Source organism: Butyrivibrio sp. CB08 (assembly GCF_003625485.1).
Classification (GTDB): domain Bacteria; phylum Bacillota; class Clostridia; order Lachnospirales; family Lachnospiraceae; genus Butyrivibrio.
In genome coordinates, this window is the sequence record NZ_RAIR01000010.1 from 53,986 (window position 1) to 73,506 (window position 19,521).

At 47.2% G+C, this 19,521-nt stretch carries 13 protein-coding genes and 1 riboswitch; of the genes, 8 read left to right on the forward strand and 5 right to left on the reverse strand.

What is annotated here, in order from left to right:
- The first annotated feature begins 64 nt into the window (after positions 1 to 64).
- Complete coding sequence (locus tag D6855_RS14950; protein ID WP_120742532.1) at positions 65 to 1,435, forward strand: MATE family efflux transporter; 1,371 nt, start codon at positions 65 to 67, stop codon at positions 1,433 to 1,435.
- Here the strand turns inward: D6855_RS14950 and D6855_RS14955 are convergent.
- From D6855_RS14955 to D6855_RS14970, 4 genes are read right to left on the reverse strand one after another with little or no spacing between them, the layout of a single operon-like run.
- Positions 1,410 to 3,341, reverse strand: a complete 1,932-nt coding sequence (locus D6855_RS14955; RefSeq protein WP_120742534.1) for a glycoside hydrolase family 2 protein — start codon at positions 3,339 to 3,341, stop codon at positions 1,410 to 1,412. The two genes, D6855_RS14950 and D6855_RS14955, sit on opposite strands and share 26 nt — an antisense overlap.
- 24 nt (positions 3,342 to 3,365) lie before the next feature.
- Positions 3,366 to 4,097 (reverse strand): DUF975 family protein, encoded by a 732-nt coding sequence (locus tag D6855_RS14960; protein ID WP_120742536.1) that lies wholly within the window; start codon positions 4,095 to 4,097, stop codon positions 3,366 to 3,368.
- A gap of 20 nt (positions 4,098 to 4,117) precedes the next feature.
- Positions 4,118 to 4,648, reverse strand: a complete 531-nt coding sequence (locus tag D6855_RS14965) for a hypothetical protein (RefSeq protein WP_120742538.1) — start codon at positions 4,646 to 4,648, stop codon at positions 4,118 to 4,120.
- Positions 4,649 to 4,679: 31 nt separating this feature from the next.
- A complete protein-coding gene (locus D6855_RS14970) occupies positions 4,680 to 5,087 on the reverse strand; it encodes a hypothetical protein (protein WP_120742540.1) in 408 nt (135 codons plus the stop codon).
- A 233-nt stretch (positions 5,088 to 5,320) separates the two neighbouring features.
- On the opposite strand from D6855_RS14970, the gene D6855_RS14975 reads away from it, so the two are divergent.
- From D6855_RS14975 to metK, 3 genes are all read left to right on the forward strand, one after another.
- On the forward strand, positions 5,321 to 8,002 hold the full coding sequence (locus D6855_RS14975; RefSeq protein WP_120742541.1) for a Tex family protein: 2,682 nt from the start codon (positions 5,321 to 5,323) through the stop codon (positions 8,000 to 8,002).
- A 333-nt stretch (positions 8,003 to 8,335) separates the two neighbouring features.
- Positions 8,336 to 10,087, forward strand: coding sequence for a hypothetical protein (locus D6855_RS16835; protein WP_199712464.1), 1,752 nt, complete (start codon positions 8,336 to 8,338; stop codon positions 10,085 to 10,087).
- A 241-nt stretch (positions 10,088 to 10,328) separates the two neighbouring features.
- Positions 10,329 to 10,454: riboswitch (SAM riboswitch) on the forward strand.
- Between the two features lie 129 nt (positions 10,455 to 10,583).
- Positions 10,584 to 11,774 carry a methionine adenosyltransferase gene (gene metK, locus D6855_RS14985; RefSeq protein ID WP_120742543.1) on the forward strand — a complete coding sequence of 397 codons (1,191 nt, stop codon included), beginning with the start codon at positions 10,584 to 10,586 and terminating at the stop codon, positions 11,772 to 11,774.
- Positions 11,775 to 11,856: 82 nt separating this feature from the next.
- On the opposite strand, the gene D6855_RS14990 is transcribed toward metK, so the two are convergent.
- Complete coding sequence (locus D6855_RS14990) at positions 11,857 to 15,360, reverse strand: DNA polymerase III subunit alpha (protein ID WP_120742545.1); 3,504 nt, start codon at positions 15,358 to 15,360, stop codon at positions 11,857 to 11,859.
- Positions 15,361 to 15,565: 205 nt separating this feature from the next.
- Here D6855_RS14990 and pfkA point away from each other — a divergent pair, with 205 nt between their 5' ends.
- From pfkA to D6855_RS15010, 4 genes are all read left to right on the forward strand, one after another.
- A complete protein-coding gene (pfkA, locus tag D6855_RS14995; protein ID WP_120742547.1) occupies positions 15,566 to 16,534 on the forward strand; it encodes a 6-phosphofructokinase in 969 nt (322 codons plus the stop codon).
- Positions 16,535 to 16,666: 132 nt separating this feature from the next.
- Entirely contained in the window at positions 16,667 to 17,476 is an 810-nt protein-coding gene (locus D6855_RS15000) for a TrmH family RNA methyltransferase (protein ID WP_120742549.1), read from the forward strand.
- 6 nt (positions 17,477 to 17,482) lie between these two features.
- Positions 17,483 to 18,277, forward strand: a complete 795-nt coding sequence (gene proC, locus D6855_RS15005) for a pyrroline-5-carboxylate reductase (RefSeq protein WP_120742551.1) — start codon at positions 17,483 to 17,485, stop codon at positions 18,275 to 18,277.
- 127 nt (positions 18,278 to 18,404) lie between these two features.
- Positions 18,405 to 19,511 carry a cell wall hydrolase gene (locus tag D6855_RS15010; protein ID WP_120742553.1) on the forward strand — a complete coding sequence of 369 codons (1,107 nt, stop codon included), beginning with the start codon at positions 18,405 to 18,407 and terminating at the stop codon, positions 19,509 to 19,511.
- The last annotated feature ends 10 nt before the right edge of the window (positions 19,512 to 19,521 follow it).

Here is a 19,521-nt window from a genome sequence, read left to right on the forward strand (position 1 = left end):
AGATTTGGTAGATATAGCTATTTTACCGCAATTGCAGGCTTTTTGGAAGAAAGAATGGAATATTATGAAGAAATCTTCAACAATCAAAGACTTAACAGTTGGCAATCCAATGTCCCTTATTTTGGGCTTTGCCCTTTCCCTATTCTGGGGAATGCTCTTTCAGCAGCTCTATAACATCATAGATACAGCCATTGTTTCCTGGTTTATTGGAAAAGAGGCTTACACCGGCGTTGGAACTACTGGAGCCATAAACTTCCTTATCATGGGATTCTGTATGGGTGTCTGCAACGGTTTTGCGATCCCTGTAGCCCAGAGATTTGGCGCAAGAGACTATAAGAGCATGAGAAAATTCGTATCCCATGCCATTATCCTTTGCTGTATCTTTGCTGTAGTCATGACGTTTCTCGTCAGCGTTTTCTGCAGACAGATCCTGACTTTCATGCATACACCAGAGGACGTATTTGAATACGCCTACAGATACATAATCGTCATCTTTCTTGGAATCCCTGTAACCTACATGTATAACCTTCTGTCAGGTATCATCAGGGCCCTTGGAGACAGCAAGCATCCTGTGCAGTTCCTTATAATCGCATCAATCATCAACATCGGTCTGGACCTTCTCTTTATAATCCCATTCCACATGGGAATTACAGGTGCAGCCCTTGCAACCGTGGTTTCTCAGGCAATTTCTGGCATCATGTGCCTTGTGTTTATCATTAAAAAGATTGAGCTTTTGCACCTCCAGAAAGAAGACTGGGAGCTGGATCGTTCTCACTTCCACATCCTGATGAACATGGGTGTTCCCATGGGACTTCAGTATTCAATCACAGCTATCGGAAGTGTTATCCTGCAGATCGCTATCAACAGCCTTGGTACCGATGCGGCAGCAGCTGTAACAACAGCACAGAAAGTTGGCATGTTCTTCTGCATTCCATTTGACGCTCTTGGTTCCACCATGGCTACCTACGGCGGACAGAACGTTGGGGCAAAAAAGATCGAGCACCTTCAGCAGGGCCTTGTTGCAGCCGTCAAACTTGGCTGCGGATATGCCATAGCAGCTTTCGTTGTCCTGTATTTCTTTGGAAGGACCTTCGCGCTTATATTCCTTGATTCCGGAGATACAGCCTGCCTTGATAACGCTCATCTCTACCTTACGATCAACGCAGCCTTCTACATTCCGCTGGCGTTGGTTAACATAGTAAGATTCCTTATTCAGGGTATGGGGTTTTCCATGTTTGCAGTCCTTGCAGGAGTCATGGAGATGATAGGAAGGACCCTGGTTGCAGTGGTTTTGGTTCCGATATTTGGATTCCCTGCTATCTGCTTTGCAAGCCCCATCGCCTGGATCCTGGCAGACGCCTTCCTGATACCTGCCTACATCTCAGTTAAGAACAAGCTTAAGAGAATCTTTAGCGGACAGGTAGAGCAGTACTGATCTTGGTGATCTTGCGGTCGTAGGTCATAAGGCCGTTGACCTCTTCCTCCACGTCGCTGACCTGGGTGTAGACCGCACCAGATAAGCCTTTGGCGATAAGAGGCTTCATGTCACCATTTATAAGATTGAAATATGCGACGCCCAGTTCATCAAGGGTGTCGTATTTTTTATATCCATAGATCCTGTCCACGCTGCTGTGACCATCGATGTGGCACGCAAGTCCGCCGTACTCAGAGATCACGAAAGCTCTGTTGTGGCTGTTTACTTCAACTGACAGTGGTCTGAAGTAGTTGTGGACGCTTCTGAAATGTCCGCTTCCTTCATCAAACCAGCCGCTGGCCTGGTCAATTGGACGGGTAGGATCAAGCTCTTTTGCCAGGATCGTAGCACCTGCGGCATTGAACTGCCCCCATCCCTCGTTGAACAGACACCATGTTGCGATACTTGGCACGTTGTAGAGGTAGTGGATGGTGTTCTTCATCTCTGTAAGCCACTCGCTGCGGCCTTCCGAATCCCCGCGGGAGAAGGTCTTGTAGTGGGAAGGTCCATCGGACATCCTTCCAAACACCTTTGGGAAAAGAGTGGGCAGGTAAGACACCACTGGCTTGGCGTAGGACGAGCCGCCGCTTACCATGTCCTGCCAAACGATCATGCCAAGGCGGTCGCAGTGATAGTACCACCTAGCGGCCTCGACCTTGATGTGCTTGCGCATCATATTGTAATGGAGACGCTTCATCTCCGTGATATCAAAAATAAGTGCCTCGTCGGAAGGGGCGGTGTAGAGCCCATCTGGCCAGTAGCCCTGGTCCAGAACTCCCATCAAAAAGTAAGGCTTGTGGTTCAGGCAGAACCTGTAAATGCCCGCATCGTCAGGCTCCACGGAATAGTACCTCATGGCGAAGTAGGACTGCACATGGTCATCCCCGGCGTTGATCCTAAGGGGATACAGGTACGGATCCTCTGGGCTCCACAGATGTGGCTCGTCGATGGTGAACTCGAAGTGGTAGTAGCATGGCTCTCCATCATTTCCGCCTGCTGTAGGGTATGTGTCTGAGGAAAAAGAGCTGTCAATTAGCTGTTCTTTTTCGGAAGGAGCCTCTGCATCTGGTGATTTCATCATCTCATGTCCAGGGAACTTGACGGACACCTGAGTTGGTTTGTTGGTGGAAACAAGGATGGACAGGCTCTTTAAGTCGCTTCCTGGAGTGATGCGAACCTGTCTTACATAGATTTCAGGAACTTCCTCAAACCACACGGTCTGCCAGATCCCGCTCTGGCAGGTGTAGTACATTCCGCCTCGTCTTAAGGTCTGTTTGCCTCTTGAGTGGTAGCTTGAGTCACTGGTGTCTGCCACGCGGATGGACAGTGTGTTTTTGCCGAAAGCTCTTTTGTCATCTGAAAGCTCAAGGTAATCGGTGATATCAAAAGTAAAAGGCAGGTATCCGCCGCTGTGGGAGCCGATGAATTTGCCATTTATATAGACGTCCGCAAACTGATCCACTGCGCCAAAGTGCAGGAGGATCCTTGAGGTATCGGAAGTTCTGTTGAATTCGGGAAGATCTCTTTTGTACCAGAGAAACTGGTCTGGATTAAGGCGCTTCTCAACCCCTGAGAGCATGGCTTCCGGAGAGAAGGGCACAAGGATCTGGCCGTCCATCTGGGCGGGGATCTCATCAGAAAAAGCAGCGTTTAGCTGGTCGTTTTTAAAGTCCGAGGGCTTGTCTATGATGCAGTAATCCCAGTAGCCGTTAAGGTTGACGTAGCTGTCCCTTACGAACTGAGGGCGCGGATATTCTGTTAGAACATTGTCCTTATCAAGGTTTTCACCCCATGGGGTAAAGAGCCTGTTTAAGACGTCGTCCTCGTGGGGCTTGTCGATACTTTTGATTGCATCAATCAGGTCCATAGATAAACCTCTCCAAAAAAGAATTTACTCTGTATCGCCACTCTGGCCTGCGCCGGCAATAAGATCCTGATAGAATGCGCAGGTTGAGGCGTATCTGTAAACGCTGACCCAGAGAATGGGCACGAACAGTGCGATGGCGCCAAAGATGTAAAGCGGGATAAAAGAGACATTCAGGTAAAAGAGTCTGAACTTGTTGCCTCTCATGAGACGCCTGCTGGTAGCCAGTAGCTCTTTTGCCGAACGATCAGGAAAATCGTGGAGCAGGAAGAACGACTGGGAGTAGATAAGAGATACCATGATATCTACGAACAGTCCCAGAGTCCAGGTAAGGAGTGTGAGCATCATGTGCTCAGGAGCCTGGGAACGCATGTACATCACAAGGAAGATCTGGGCTGGGAGGGACACCACAAAGTCCACCAGCACAAAGACTGCCTGGATAGCCACGGCCTTTTGTGAGTTCTGGCGAAGACCGTAGAAGATATCTGATGTAGCCACGTTCTGGGAATATAAAAGATTCATATAAAGATAAGCCTTGCCGGACATAAGAAGGCCCAGAAGGATATTGACGATAATGGATATTATGCTGTTGATAACGATGATGATTATGCTGCCACCGCTGGAAACTGTGGTGACTGCTCCAACTAAGAGTTGGATGGCAAGGATGAGAAGGTTGGCCCCAATCAGGGTCCCGTACCGTCCCAGAGATTTCTCTTTTGCAATGCCTTTAAGCTGTGCTGCGGTTTTGTAGTTGCTCATTGAAATAAATGCTCCCCACCTTATCCGGCGAGGTCAACATTTGCTCCTAAGAGGCCCTGTTTGTGCAGGTCCTTTCTCGCCTGTGTATAAGGATTCTCCTCATTACTGTATGATATCTTGGTGTGGGTCGTTCCACCTGAAACGTAGGTGCGTCCACACTCAGGGCATACTGCGGTCTTGATTGAAACTGAAGCCTGAAGGACCTTGCCGTTGTTCATGGCTGCATCCTTGTAGGCATTACTTACGTGCTCTGCCTCATGACCGCGAACTCTTGCTGCTGCGGCCTGTGGGCTTATATGCTGTGCAGATTTAAAAGAAACCATCTCATCGGAGCCGTCCTGGTACTTACGGTTCTTGCAGGTTTCACATTCGGCGGGAGAAACTCTTTTCCCTGGGTTGGCCTTGGTGGATTCTCCTGGATTAAGTATGGCCTTTGGGCCCTCAGCTTCCTGGGCTGCGCCTGAACCTGTTACTCCAGCACCGTACGCGCCTGCATAAGCTGCGTATCCGCTATTAACTGCTCCGTTTGTAACTGCACCAATTATACTCATAGGCACCTCTTTTCATGCCCAAGGTAATTGGTTAGTTGTCTATTGTGACGCCAAGTTCCTTGAGCATATCGTCAAAGCTTACACCGTTCATCTGCTCTGACATGGTGTTTAACTGAGTCCTAAGCTGCGGATCAGTGAACACCCTGTAAACATCGTATGCGAAAACACCATAACCTATAACTATTCCAAGGGTTCCGTACAGGATAGCTTTTTTGGCCTGTGGAAGGAGCTTGTCCATGGTTCCCTTGCTGAGGAAGGCAAGCACGATGGCGATGCCTCCAAATATCACCCCGATGTTGATCACGAAGCAAAGGGGGATAGAAATTAGACCCAGTACCAGAGCGGTTCCTGCAAGCTTCACATGCTGGTCCAGCTCGTTGTGGGTGCGATTATAGTTATAGTTGTTGTAGTAATAATCGCCGTTTTCGTTTTCACCCATCAAAACTTTTCCTCAAATCCTCATTCTTACTATAGATATTACTACGATTAGGGCTTTTTTTCAATGTTTGAGGGGCTTTGGAGGAGGTTTGGGGCGACTGGGTCAAGTATTGAAAATGGGGCTTATAGCTTGGTATAATAGGGGAGTGCGTGACGGTTAATAGAAATTTAAGGTAAAATTCCTATGGAGTTAATTGGTCACGGGCAGTATTTTTCTGTTTTTGGAGAGGTTTTATGGATATCGTTTTAAAGATCAAAGAAGAACTTAAGGTTGAGAAGTGGCAGGTTGAGGCAGCCATCAAACTTATTGATGAGGGCAACACCATTCCTTTCATTTCCCGTTATCGAAAAGAGGTTACCGGCTCACTTAACGACGAGCAGCTTCGTAACCTGGACGAGAGACTTAAGTACTTAAGAGGCCTTGAAGAGAGGAGAGAACAGGTGCTTGCTTCTATCGAGGAGCAGGGCAAGATGACAGATGAGCTTCGCGCCAAGATCGTGGCTGCAGAGACCATGGTTGCCATCGAAGATCTGTACCTTCCATACAGGCCAAAGAGAAAGACAAGAGCTTCAGTTGCAAGAGAGAAGGGACTTGAGCCACTTTCAGAGATCCTTCTTGCACAGGAGACAACAAAGCCTCTTTCAGAGGAGGCAGCAGCCTTCATCGATGAGGAAAAGGGAGTTAACGACGCTGCGGAGGCTCTTCAGGGAGCCATGGACATCATCGCTGAGGATGTTTCAGACAACGCAGATTTCCGTACATATATAAGAGAAGTCACTATGGAGAAGGGACTTCTTACAAGTAAGGCCAAGGACGAGAAGGCTCAGTCAGTATACGAGATGTACTACGACTACGAGGAGCCCCTTGAGAAGGTTCTTGGACACAGAGTTCTTGCCCTTAACAGAGGCGAGGCAGAAAAGTTCCTGGTTGTTAAGATCGAGGCACCTAAGGATCAGATCCTTCAGTATCTGAATAAAAAGATGCTCAAGAACGACAACCCTATCACTACTCCCGTTATCGAGGAGATCAACGAGGACGCTTACGACAGACTTATTGCTCCTGCCATCGAGAGAGATATCAGAAACGAGCTCACAGAGAAGGCTGAGGACGGCGCTATCACCGTATTTGGCAAGAACTTAACTCAGCTCCTTATGGCACCTCCGATCGCAGGTAAGACTGTACTTGGCTGGGACCCTGCTTTCAGAACAGGATGTAAGCTGGCAATCGTTGATGCTACGGGTAAGGTCCTTGATACCAAGGTCATCTATCCTACAGCTCCACAGAACAAGGTTGAGGAGTCCAAGGTAGAGCTTAAAAAGCTCATTGATAAATACGACGTAGATCTTATCTCTGTTGGTAACGGTACAGCTTCTCGTGAGTCAGAGCAGGTTATCGTAGAGCTCATCAAGGAGCTGGACAAGCCTGTTCAGTACGTTATCGTAAACGAGGCTGGCGCTTCTGTTTACTCAGCAAGTAAGCTTGCTACAGAGGAGTTCCCTCAGTTTGACGTAGGACAGAGATCCGCTGCTTCTATCGCTAGAAGACTTCAGGATCCTCTTGCAGAGCTGGTTAAGATCGACCCTAAGTCAATCGGTGTAGGCCAGTATCAGCACGACATGAACCAGAAGAAACTGGGTGAGACCCTTGAGGGCGTAGTAGAAGATTGTGTTAACAAGGTTGGAGTTGATCTCAATACTGCATCTGCTCCACTCCTTCAGTATATTTCAGGTATCAGCAAAGTTATTGCCAAGAACATCGTTGATTACAGAGAAGAGCACGGTAAGTTCAAGACAAGACAGGAACTCCTTGAAGTTCCTAAGCTTGGACCTAAGGCTTATGAGCAGTGCGCTGGATTCTTAAGGATCGCAGACGGCGAGAACCCTCTTGATGCAACCAGTGTTCACCCTGAGTCCTATGAAGCTACATTAAAGCTCATGGACAAGCTTGGAATTACTTTCGATGATGTCAGAGCTGCCCAGAAGAACGCAGCCAAGGCAGCCATGGAGAAGCCTAAGAGCGAAGGCGGTGACAGACCTCGCCCTGCCAAGAAGCCTAAGCAGGTAGTTATCAGAAATACAAGCACAGCTATGGGCGCAGCTCTTGCAGCAGCCCTTGCTGGAAGCAATCTTGCAGTAGTGGATGATGGTGCTGACAATGGCCGTGGCAAAGGCGGAAACGCAGCTGGTAACGGCGCTGCTGGTGCAGGAAATGGCGCTGGAGCAGCAGGAAGCCTTTCCAAGAAGGTAACAGAGGCTGAGAAAAAGAAACTCTCTGAGGAGCTTGGAATTGGTGAGATCACTCTTACAGATATTCTGTCAGAGCTTGAGAAGCCATCAAGAGACCCTCGTGAGAACATGCCTGCTCCTATCCTTAGAAGCGACGTCCTTGATATGAAGGACCTTAAGCCTGGCATGATCCTTAAGGGAACTGTTAGAAACGTAATCGACTTCGGTTGTTTCGTAGATATAGGTGTACACCAGGATGGACTGGTACACATTTCTCACATCACAGACAAGTTCATCAAGCATCCGCTCGAGGCTGTAAGCGTAGGAGATATCGTTGATGTCCAGGTTCTTGATGTTGAGCTTGATAAGAAGAGAATCTCTCTTACCATGAAGCTTGGCGATCCTGCCAAGGTAGCTGCAGAGGCAGCAGCCAAGGCTGCTCAGAGGCCAGCTCCTAAGGCGGCTAGCACTCCTGAAAAGAAGGCAGCTCCCAAGAAAACTTCCGTAGTTCAGCAGGTTGCAGAGGCAAGTGGAGTTACTAAAAAGCCAGCAGTCAAGAAGGCAGAACACAAGCCTGCCGTTGATGCTGAAGCAGTCAAGCGCCCAGCTAGTGATGCCGCTGGGAACGAGGCTCCTAAGAAATTTAAGAAAAAGGGTATTGTTATCTTTAGGGGTAACGCTAATGACTGATAACCGGTGGCCACAACGCCCATAGGTTGTCCTGTAAATCCATGAAAGTAAAATTAAAATGACGGCTTTCCAAACAGTGGAGGGCCGTCTTTTTTGTTTGATATCATTTGAAAACAGACAGAATTGCATAATCTCATGTCATTTGTGGCATAAATCATGATTGGATTATAAACAATTATTGCCTATTTATAACCTGATTATGCCTATATTCTAAACAATCGTTAAAAGAAAATAGGTGGTAAAATATGATGATTTTTATGATGGGGCATTGTTTACACTGTACCTATAGAACCAATGAGGAACCAATGAGGAATAAATGAGGAGGGCAAATATATGCATAAGAGATGGATGAAACTTTTAACTTTTGTATTATCTGTAACGCTTATAGCTGGTGGCTTCTGTAGCGACTTCGCTTCTGTAAAAGCCCTGGCAGAAGGTGAAGTAGAAGCTCCTGCTCCGGAAGCACCAGCTCCCGCTGCAGAAGTAGAAAAATCAGAAGAAGCTCCAGCAGAAGCTCCTGCAGAAGCAGTAGTTCCTGAGGAGAAAAAAGAAGCTCCTGCAGAAGCAGTAGTTCCTGAGGAGAAAAAAGAAGTTCCTGAGGAGAAAAAAGAAGCTCCTGAAGAGAAAAAAGAAGCTCCTGAGGAGAAAAAAGTAGCTCCTGCAGAAGAAATAGTAGCCCCTGTCGAGGAAGCTGAAAAAGCAGAAGAAGCTCTTGTTGCAGAAGATTTTACTAAGAAAGTAAAAGGCAACAAGGGTAATAAGGACAATAAAGACAACAAAGGTAATAAAGACGATAAAGATCCCGAAGAGGAAGAAGAGCCAGTAGATGCTGATAAGGACGAAACTCCTGGTTCAGAAACTGAAACACCAGTAGCTGAAACACCAGCAGCTGAAACCAAGGCTACTGCTCCTGAAGAGGATAAGTCGTCAGATAATGATCCTTCAGAAAATGAACCTGCTCAGACACCTGCAGATGTTTTAGCAGAAAATCTTGGCGATGATGCTGGTACAGTATCAGTTCAGCAGATTAACGGCCAGGATGTATATGTAGTGACTGATGAAGAAGGCAACGAAAAGTTTTACACATATTCAGAAGATGAAGAGACAGGAGTGGTTACTTTTGCAGAGGTTACAAAGACAGAAAGTTCTACTACTGAAACAAATCTTTCAGAGACTGCCAAAGATGAAAGGATAGCAGATCTGGAGGAAGGAACCTATGAAGTTAATCAAAATACATTAACCACCACAGTGCCAACTTCAGAAGAAATCTCTCAAGATTTTATTGCAAACTTATTAGAACAGATTGATATATTAACTTGGGTTCATACTGATGGATATTCAATAGCAATCGATCATAAAGAAAATAATCAAAATACGTTTTCAGAACTCCCTACAGCATTAAAAGACCAGCCAGAAACAATATACATCGGAATTATTGAGAAAAATGGCAAGGTAAAGGAAGTAGTTTACTATCGTTATGGAAGAACTAATGGAAATAATAGTCAGGAAGGCTATGCATGGTTCAAAAGACTAATCCCATCAAATGATAACAATGCAGGCCCAAGTATAGGAAGCGTTGGGCACAACCTTCACGTAATAGGTACCATCTCGGAAACAGGAGAGGTTACAGTACTTACTGATATCTATGACGTGACTATTTTCAACAATTCACTTACACCTACTGGCAACAACATTACAATTAATCCACCAGAACCAGAGCCAGAACCAGAGCCAGAGCCAGAACCAGAACCAGAGCCAACACCTGGACCAGGACCAGAGCCAACACCTGGACCAGGACCAGAGCCAACTCCAGGACCAGGGCCAGGACCTGAGCCAACTCCAGCACCTTCAGTAGTTCCTGTACCTGTGGCTACAATAGTAGAGCAGCCCGTTCCATTAGCAGCAGTTCTTGGAGAGAGAAGAGATAACACAGTAGTTGCAACAAACAGCGGTGCAGCAGTTCTTGGAGCAAGAAGAGGAAGTACAGACGATACAACCAATCTTCCAATAAGGATATTTGCAATAGCTATGGCAGCAGTTGCAACAATGCTTACAATGGTAGCACGTAAAAAAGAAGAGAACTAAGTATCAAGAATTAAGTATTTAAAGATTATGCATATAACACACCTCATCTAACAAAGAAATACTTACCCGAACAAAAGACCAGTCGGAAACGGCTGGTCTTTTGTGTGATAAAAACAATGATCAATTTAATAGAAATTATAGATAAAAATAATCAATTGCCCTATTGCTTTTATGGGCGACATAATGTATCATCATAGAACGGACACGAGATAATGTGTCTGAATGGTATATTGTAACTGTTCTCTTATTCAGAGTGGTGGAGGTACATAGGACCTGGGAAGCCACGGCAACCCCTTGATCAGTCAGGAAGGTGCCAACCTGAGCGTGCAACTGTCATGACAACTTATGACACAACGAGCAATAAGAGGATCTGAGTGTTAATCAGTTCCGCTTGTTTGTGCACGCAACAAGCGGATTTTTTACGCGCTAATGCTAATAGCCCGGGAAAAGAGCTGTAGGCAACGCGCAGTGTATTCATACACAGAAAGGAAACAAAATGGATAAGTTTATTTTCACATCAGAGTCAGTAACAGAGGGACATCCTGACAAAATCTGCGATAACATCTCTGACGCAATCCTTGATGCCTGCATGGCACAGGACCCAATGAGCCGTGTAGCTTGCGAGACAGCAGCATGCACAGGTTTCGTTCTCATCACAGGTGAGATCACAACAAAGGCTAACGTTGATTACGCTAAGATCGCAAGAGAGACAATCTGCGAGATCGGTTATGACAACTCAGCTAAGGGATTCGACGGCAACACATGTGCTGTACTTGTAGCTCTTGATCAGCAGTCAGCTGATATCGCTATGGGTGTTGATAAGGCACTTGAGGCTAGAGAGAACCAGATGACAGATGAGCAGCTTGAGGCAATCGGTGCTGGTGACCAGGGTATGATGTTTGGTTACGCAACAAACGAGACTGAGGAGTATATGCCATACGCAATCAGCCTTGCACACAAGCTTACAAAGAAGCTCACAGAGGTTAGAAAGAACGGAACTCTTGATTACCTCAGAGCAGATGGTAAGAGCCAGGTATCTGTTGAGTACGACGAGAACGGCAAGGTAAAGAGACTTGAGGCTATCGTTATTTCAACTCAGCACGATGAGAAGGTTACTCAGGAGCAGATCCACGCTGACATCAAGAAGTACGTTATCGATGCAGTAGTTGATGCTTCTATGGTTGATGCAAATACTAAGATCTACATCAATCCTACAGGACGTTTCGTAATCGGCGGACCTCAGGGTGACGCTGGACTTACAGGACGTAAGATCATCGTTGACACATACGGTGGAGCAGCTCGTCACGGCGGCGGAGCTTTCTCTGGTAAGGACTGCACAAAGGTTGACCGTTCTGCAGCTTACGCAGCAAGATATGTTGCTAAGAACATCGTAGCAGCAGGCCTTGCAGACAGAGCAGAGATCCAGCTTTCATACGCTATCGGTGTAGCACAGCCTACATCAATCCTCGTTGATACATTTGGCACAGGTAAGGTTTCTGATGAGAAGCTTACAGAGGCAGTTCGTAAGGTATTCGACCTTCGTCCAGCTGGTATCATCAAGATGCTCGACCTTCGTCGTCCTATCTACAAGCAGACAGCTGCTTACGGACACTTTGGCCGCAACGATCTTAACCTTCCTTGGGAGCAGACAGACAAGGCTGAGGAGCTCAAGAAGGCAGTTCAGTAATATCTGACAACATACAACGAATAAAAGGTGACCACGAAAGTGGTCACCTTTTTTGTGTATAAAGAAATTCACCAGTTGTCCCTCAGCTCAGCTGCACGTTATCTTTTCCAAATTCCTCCGCCATGATAGACAGCATGTCTTTGTCGGCGCGGATGGTCTGGCTGCGGCCGAGTTTCTTGACCTGCTTGGTGTCGCCAAGGTAGATAGCGACTTCATCGCCACCATCGCTCTCTGCAATAAGTTTGTCGAGCACTTCCGCTTTGGCTTCATAGGCCTCTTTACTGCCAAACCTTATCCACACAGTCTTTGGCATCTCGTCAAAGGTAAGGATCTTGCTGGCGATAAGCTTGGCGTCGCGGTCTTCTTCTACTGAGACGCGGCCTTCGATAAAGACCTTGGCGTCCTCGTTAAGACGGGGAGCATTTGCTTCGTAGGTCTTAGGGAATACGATGACTTCCACAGAGCCAACCAGGTCTTCCAAAGTAATGAACGCCATGATCTGGTCGTTCTTGGTGTACTTGATCTTCTTGTCGCTGATGATTCCGCCTATCATGACGTTGGATCCATCGCGAACTTCCGGAACGTTTGTCTCCTCATCAAGATAGAAGTCAGTTGTAGTATTAGTGATCTTTTTCTTCCAAAGAGAGATGTATTCCTCAAGAGGATGTCCGCTTATATAGAATCCAAGAACCTCTTTTTCGAATTCAAGCATGAGCTCCTTGTCGAACTCGCCTACGTTAGGAAGAGGGATCTCGTACTGTTTCTTGCTGTCTTCGCCTGCGATGTCGAAAAGAGACATCTGGCCTGCCATGCTGTTTTTGCCAGCACCTTTGAGCTGGTCCATGATCTGGCCATAGATGGTCATCTTCTGTTTTCTTGTTCCAGGGAAACAGTCAAAAGCGCCAGCCTTGATGAAGTTCTCGATAGCACGACGATTTACTTCGCCGCCAGCTCCGTCCTGCATCCTTGTAAGGAAGTCGTTAAGATCCTTGAATTCGCCGCGGGCTTCTCGCTCCCTGACAATCGCGTTGATCACAGGGCGTCCAATACCCTTGATCGCTGTAAGTGCATATAGGATAGCTTTCTCACGAGAGCCATCTTCCTTAACTACCTCCGCCACTGAGAATCCACTGTACCCCTTATTAACATCAGGTGGCAACAGCGTAATATTCATATTCCTGCAGCTCATGATATATCCAGACACTTTTCCAGGATTATCAATGACTGAAGTCATGAGAGCTGCCATAAACTCAACAGGGTAGTAGTACTTAAGCCATGCGGTCTGGATCGCTACAACTGCGTAGCAGGCAGCATGAGACTTGTTGAAAGCGTACTTTGCAAAGTCCATCATGGAGTCGTAGATGGCGTTGGCAACTTCTCCGGAGATTCCCTTGGAAGCACAGCCAGGAACGCCCTCTTTGTCATTACCATTGACGAAGTTCTCTCGCTCAACTTCCATGACGTGCTGCTTTTTCTTACTCATGGCACGGCGAACAAGGTCAGCTCGTCCAAGAGTATAGCCGCCAAGCTGCTGAACGATCTGCATAACCTGCTCCTGGTAAACGATACAGCCGTAGGTTGGCTCCAGGATAGGCTTGAGCTCTGGTGTCGCGTAGCTGATTGAACCAGAGTCGTTCTTGCCCGCGATATACTTTGGAATAAAGTCCATAGGACCCGGGCGATAAAGAGATATTCCCGCGATAATGTCTTCCAGAGACTGGGGCTTAAGCTCCTTCATGAAGGCCTGCATTCCGCCAGACTCCAGCTGGAATATTCCATCGCACCTGCCGGTTCCGATAGAAGCAAGAACCTGAGGGTCGTTGTAATCGATCTCATCTATATTAATGTAACCTTCGTCTCCTGGCTTAAGTCCAAGAGACTGGTTGGCAAAATTCGTAGCATCCTTAATTACAGTCAGGGTCCTGAGTCCCAGGAAGTCCATCTTAAGAAGTCCCAGCTCCTCAATGGTGGTCATGGTGAACTGAGTAGTGATGTTACCTTCAGCGGACCTTGAAAGTGGCACCAGATCTTCAGCAGGAGCCTGGCAGATAACAACGCCCGCCGCGTGAATGGAAGTATGCCTAGGAAGGCCCTCCAGCTTCTGGCACATATCAAGGAGCTTGTGAACCGTAGGATCCTCCTCGTACTGCTTGCGAAGCTCGGGATTCATGGTCAGCGCCTTGGCCAGCGTGATACCAAGCTCGTTAGGGATCATCTTGGCTATCTGATCGCCATAGCTGTAAGGCAGATCCATAACCCTCGCCACATCCCTGATAACGCCCTTGGCAGCCAGCGTACCGAAGGTGATGATCTGCACAACCTTGTCAGCGCCGTATTTCTCAGTGACGTAATCTATAACATCCTGCCTGCGCTCGTACTCGAAGTCCACGTCGATATCGGGCATGGACACACGCTCAGGATTAAGGAATCTCTCGAAGAGAAGATCATACTTGATAGGATCAATGTTGGTGATGTGCATGCAGTAGGACACGATACTGCCCGCCGCAGAGCCACGTCCCGGGCCAACAGCGATGCCATTCTCGCGGCAGTAGTTGATGTAGTCCCATACAATAAGGAAGTAATCAACATAGCCCATGCGTTTGATAACGCCAAGCTCGTAGTCCAGCTTTTCTTTTAACGTGCCATCATCATCAGGATAGCGCTCGTGAAGACCATCAAGACATAGCTTGTTGAGGTATGTCCAGGAGTCGTACCCCTCAGGAACCTCAAAGTGTGGCAACTTGGTAACACCAAACTCGATCTCCACATTGCACCTGTCAGCGATCTTCTGGGTGTTGTCCAGAGCCTGCTGCGCATATGGGAAAAGAGCTCTCATCTCCTCTTCACTTTTTACATAGTACTGACCGCCCTCATAACGCATGCGATCTTCGTCGGAGACTTTTTTACCAGTCTGAATGCATAAAAGAAGGTCGTGAGCCTCTGCGTCGTCAGCGTAGGTGTAGTGACAGTCGTTAGTTGCAACCAGCGGAATATCAAGCTGGTCAGAGAGAGCCAGGAGAGTGGTGTTGACTTGACGCTGCTCTGGAATGCCATGGTCCTGAAGTTCCAAAAAGAAATTTCCATGGCCGAAAATATTGTCGAAGCGGATAGCTGCCTCTTTTGCCTTGTCTGGAGCACCCTTGATGATGTTACGGGGAATCTCACCTGCAAGACATGCAGAAAGAGCTATGATACCCTCGTGGTACTGCTCCAAAAGCTCCATGTCGATACGGGGCTTGTAGTAGTAGCCTTCAGTAAATCCGCGGCTTACGATATGTGAAAGGTTGGCGTAACCAACATTATTTTCTGCAAGAAGTACCAGGTGGTAGTATCTGTCGTGGTCGCCGGCAGTTTCTTTTTCAAAGCGGGAGCCAGGGGCGACGTAAACTTCACACCCGATGATGGGATTAATGCCACCCGCGCGACATTCCTTGTAGAAGTCAATGACTCCGTACATAACGCCGTGGTCAGTAATAGCCCCGGCTGTCATGCCGAGGTCCTTGAGGCGCTTCACATATTCTTTTATCTTATTGGAACCGTCCAAAAGACTGTATTCTGTGTGGACGTGAAGATGCGCAAATGCCATTATTAACCCTCCCAAAACTTCCTTTCCATGATATCATTTAGGGGCCGAGATATCAATTTGAGGAATGCGCAAGAAATTCTTGCAGTTTGCCAAGACATGCGATAATATAATAAGTTAGAAAACGTTAATATTGTAACGATTTGCGTCGGTTCAGCAGGGGACTGTACCGGCAATTAGGTTAAGAAACAGAATCGAGGATACTAATATGGCAAAGCAGATCAAGACTATCGGCGTACTTACCAGCGGCGGTGACGCACCTGGAATGAATGCCGCAATCCGTGCAGTAGTTCGTAAGTCACTTGCAAACGGACTTAAGGTTAAGGGAATCAAGAAGGGCTATCAGGGTCTTCTCAATGAAGAGATCATTGATATGGACCGCAGAAGCGTTTCAGATATCATCCAGAGAGGTGGAACAATCCTTGGAACAGCTCGTTGCATGGAGTTCACAACACCTGAAGGACAGGCTAAGGGCGCAGAGGTGTGCCGCAAACATGGAATTGATGGAATGGTAGTTATCGGTGGCGACGGTTCATACCGCGGAGCTCAGAAACTTTCAGCTCAGGGCATCAACACTGTAGGAATTCCAGGAACAATCGATCTTGATATTGCTTGCACTGACTATACAATTGGATTCGATACAGCTATCAACACAGCTATGGACGCTATCGACAAGATCCGTGATACATCATCATCTCACGAGCGAGTTTCAATCGTAGAGGTTATGGGACGTCACGCAGGATACATCGCTCTTTGGTGCTCAATCGCCAACGGTGCAGACGACATCCTTCTTCCTGAGAAGTATGACTACAACGAGCAGCGCATCATCGACAATATCATCGACAACCGTAAGAAGGGCAAGACACATCACATCATCGTAAACGCTGAGGGTATCGGACACTCAACATCAATGGCCCGCAGAATCGAGGCAGCTACAGGTCTTGAGACCAGAGCTTCAATCCTTGGTTACATGCAGCGTGGTGGTAGCCCAACATGTAAGGACCGTGTTTACGCATCAATGATGGGATGCTATGCAGCAGATATCCTTGCAGCAGGCAAGACCAACAGAGTAGTAGGTTACCGCAACGGCCAGTTCGTTGATTACGACATCGACGAGGCTCTTGCAATGACCAAGAACATCAACGAGTACATGTACGAGATCGCACGTACAATCTAATACAGAATAGCAGCCATCGGCACTTAGCGTGTCGGTGGCTTTTTTGTTTCCTAAAAATATGTTTTCATATGTAATAATTAATTAACATGTGGTAGTATAAGTGTACTCACAATTATCACAGGAGAGAGTATTATGATCACCAGTACCAGCAATGACCGCGTTAAGCGCGTTGTGGCCTACGGTCAGAAGTCAAAGGCACGAAGAGAAGACGGTGTCTTTATTATAGAAGGAATGAAAATGCTTAGGGAGGCTCCAGTACTTCAGGTTTCCGAGGTTTACGTCACTGAGAAGTTCGTAAACACCGCATCCGAAGAGGACAAGGAGATCCTGTGGAGATACGGCGCAGAGACTGTTTCCGAGGAAGTCATGAACAAGATGGCAGACACCCAGACACCTCAGGGCGTCCTTGCAGTCATAAGGCAGTATCCCTACACCCTTGAGGAGGTCCTTGAGGGCTACAATCAGAGCGCTTTGGGAAAAGAGAATTCTCCGCTCCTTTTAATCCTTGAGAACATCCAGGATCCTGGAAACCTTGGAACCATGCTTCGTTCCGGCGAAGGCGCAGGAGTTACAGGAATCATCCTGTCCAAGGGCTCAGCAGATATCTACAGCCCAAAGGTTATCCGCTCCACCATGGGATCCATTTTCAGAATGCCATTTATATATGTAGAGAATGTTCCCGAGATGGTAAAAGAGCTAAACAGCCGTGGCATCGCAACCTACGCAGCTCACCTTAAAGGGAAAAAGAGCTATGACGAGTTTGACTATACAAGGCCAACAGCTTTTCTTATAGGCAATGAGGGTAACGGACTTACAAAAGAGACAGCGGATGCTGCTTCAGAGTACGTCCTTATCCCAATGAAGGGGGAAGTGGAATCCATGAACGCGGCCACTTCAGCAGCAATTCTTACATTCGAAGCTTCAAGACAAAGAAGGGGGTAACTTGAAATGACACTGGGATTTATCGGACTTGGCAATATGGCAAAGGCCATGATTGGCGGTATTCTTCAGAAGGGCCTCATGGGACCCAATGAGATAATTGGTGCAGCTCAGACAGAAGCCACCTGCCAGAAGGTTGCCAGCAAGTATGGCATCCAGACCAGGAGCTCCAACGCAGCTGTTGCCAAGGAGGCGGACATTATCGTCCTTGCAGTTAAGCCCCAGTTTCTTAAGGTTGTCATCGCCGACATTATGGACTCAGTAGATGAGAACAAGGTAATTGTCAGCATCGCAGCAGGCAAGACTATCAGCTGGATTGAAAAAGAGTTTGAGAAACCCACCAAGATCATCAGAGTAATGCCAAACACTCCTGCCCTTGTAGGAGAGGGATGCTCTGCAGTCTGCAGAAATGATCTTGTAAGTGACGATGATTATCACTTTGTAAAAGAGCTCCTTGAGAGCTTTGGTAAGGCCTACACAGTTCCAGAAACTCTCATGGACGTAGTTGTAGGTGTAAGCGGATCATCTCCGGCCTATGTATTTCTTTTCATCGAGGCTATGGCAGATGCGGCTGTAGCAGGTGGAATGCCAAGGAAACAGGCTTACGAGTTCGCTGCTCAGTCAGTTCTTGGAAGTGCAAAAATGGTTCTTGAGACAGGCAAGCACCCTGGAGAGCTCAAGGACATGGTGTGCTCACCTGCAGGCACCACAATCGAGGCTGTAAGGGCACTTGAGGAAGGTGGTTTCCGCGGAGTAGTGATGGATGCTGTAACAGCGTGCATCGATAAGAGTAAAAGTCTCTAATTTCCTATCGAAAATTTGACAAAAAATCATATCTTATGCTAATATTACCAACGGATTATCTTAATCTTAATAAGTTGAAACAAAATTGTAACAATTTATGAGAGTAGTTTTAGAGGATAGCAAAGGTATGGACAATGCACTTAAGTTATCCCGTGGGATTTTCCGTCATGTGCTTGTAATAGCACTTGCGGTAGTTTGCTTTTTATCCCAGGGGTTAACTGTAGAGGCAAGAAACAGAGCTACAAGCTATTTAGAGCTTTCTACAGGAATTTCAAATATAATCAGCCCATTGTCACCACTTGGTGTTGACTATTCTGCAACAGAAGTTCAGGTTGCAGCCAACGCAGAGAGGACCGGTTCTCTTCAGGAAGAAGAGGAGCAGGAGTCCAATATCTTTATGGCAAATGTCAGCACAGTGATGAACGTCAGGGAAGAGCCCAACGAAGATTCAATCAAGGTCGGAGTTCTTTACAAGGACTGCGGCGGCAAGATATTAGACAGACAGGACGGTTGGACCAAGATCCAATCTGGAGACCTTATTGGATGGGCCAAGGACGAGTACCTTTTATTTGACGATGAGGCAGAGAGCCTTGCGCAGGATGTTGGAAAACAGATCGTTACCAGCAATTCAAGCGCACTCAATGTTCGAGCAGAGGCTTCTTCTAACGCAGAAGTTTTAGGTGTTCTTACAGAGAACGCATTTGTTGATCTTATCGAGGACACAGGCGATGGCTGGATCAGCGTTGATTACAACGATGAGAAGGCATACGTTCAGTCCGAGTTTGTTACTACTTCATTCAAGATTGATGCAGGCGAGACCATAGCAGCCATCAAGATCCGTGAGGAGGCTGAAAAGAAAGCGTCTCTCACCAAGAACCGCGGAGCAGTCAGCGCAGATGCTGATGAGGTCAAGCTCCTTGCAGCACTTATCCAGTGCGAAGCTGGTAACCAGCCTTATGAAGGACGAGTTGCGGTTGGTGCGGTTGTTATGAACCGTGTTAAGTCCGGTGCTTATCCTAACAGTATCTACGGTGTTATCTACGCATCAGGTCAGTTTACACCAGCTCTTAACGGTACTGTTGCAAGAGTTTACAACTCAGGCAAGATCAGTGATACCAACTATCAGGCCGCTCAGGCAGCGCTTAACGGCGATACAACAGTTGGCAGCGCGCTCCACTTCAGACGTGCAAACGGAAGAGAGGGCATCATCATCGGAGCTCACGTATTCTGGTAATAATGATATT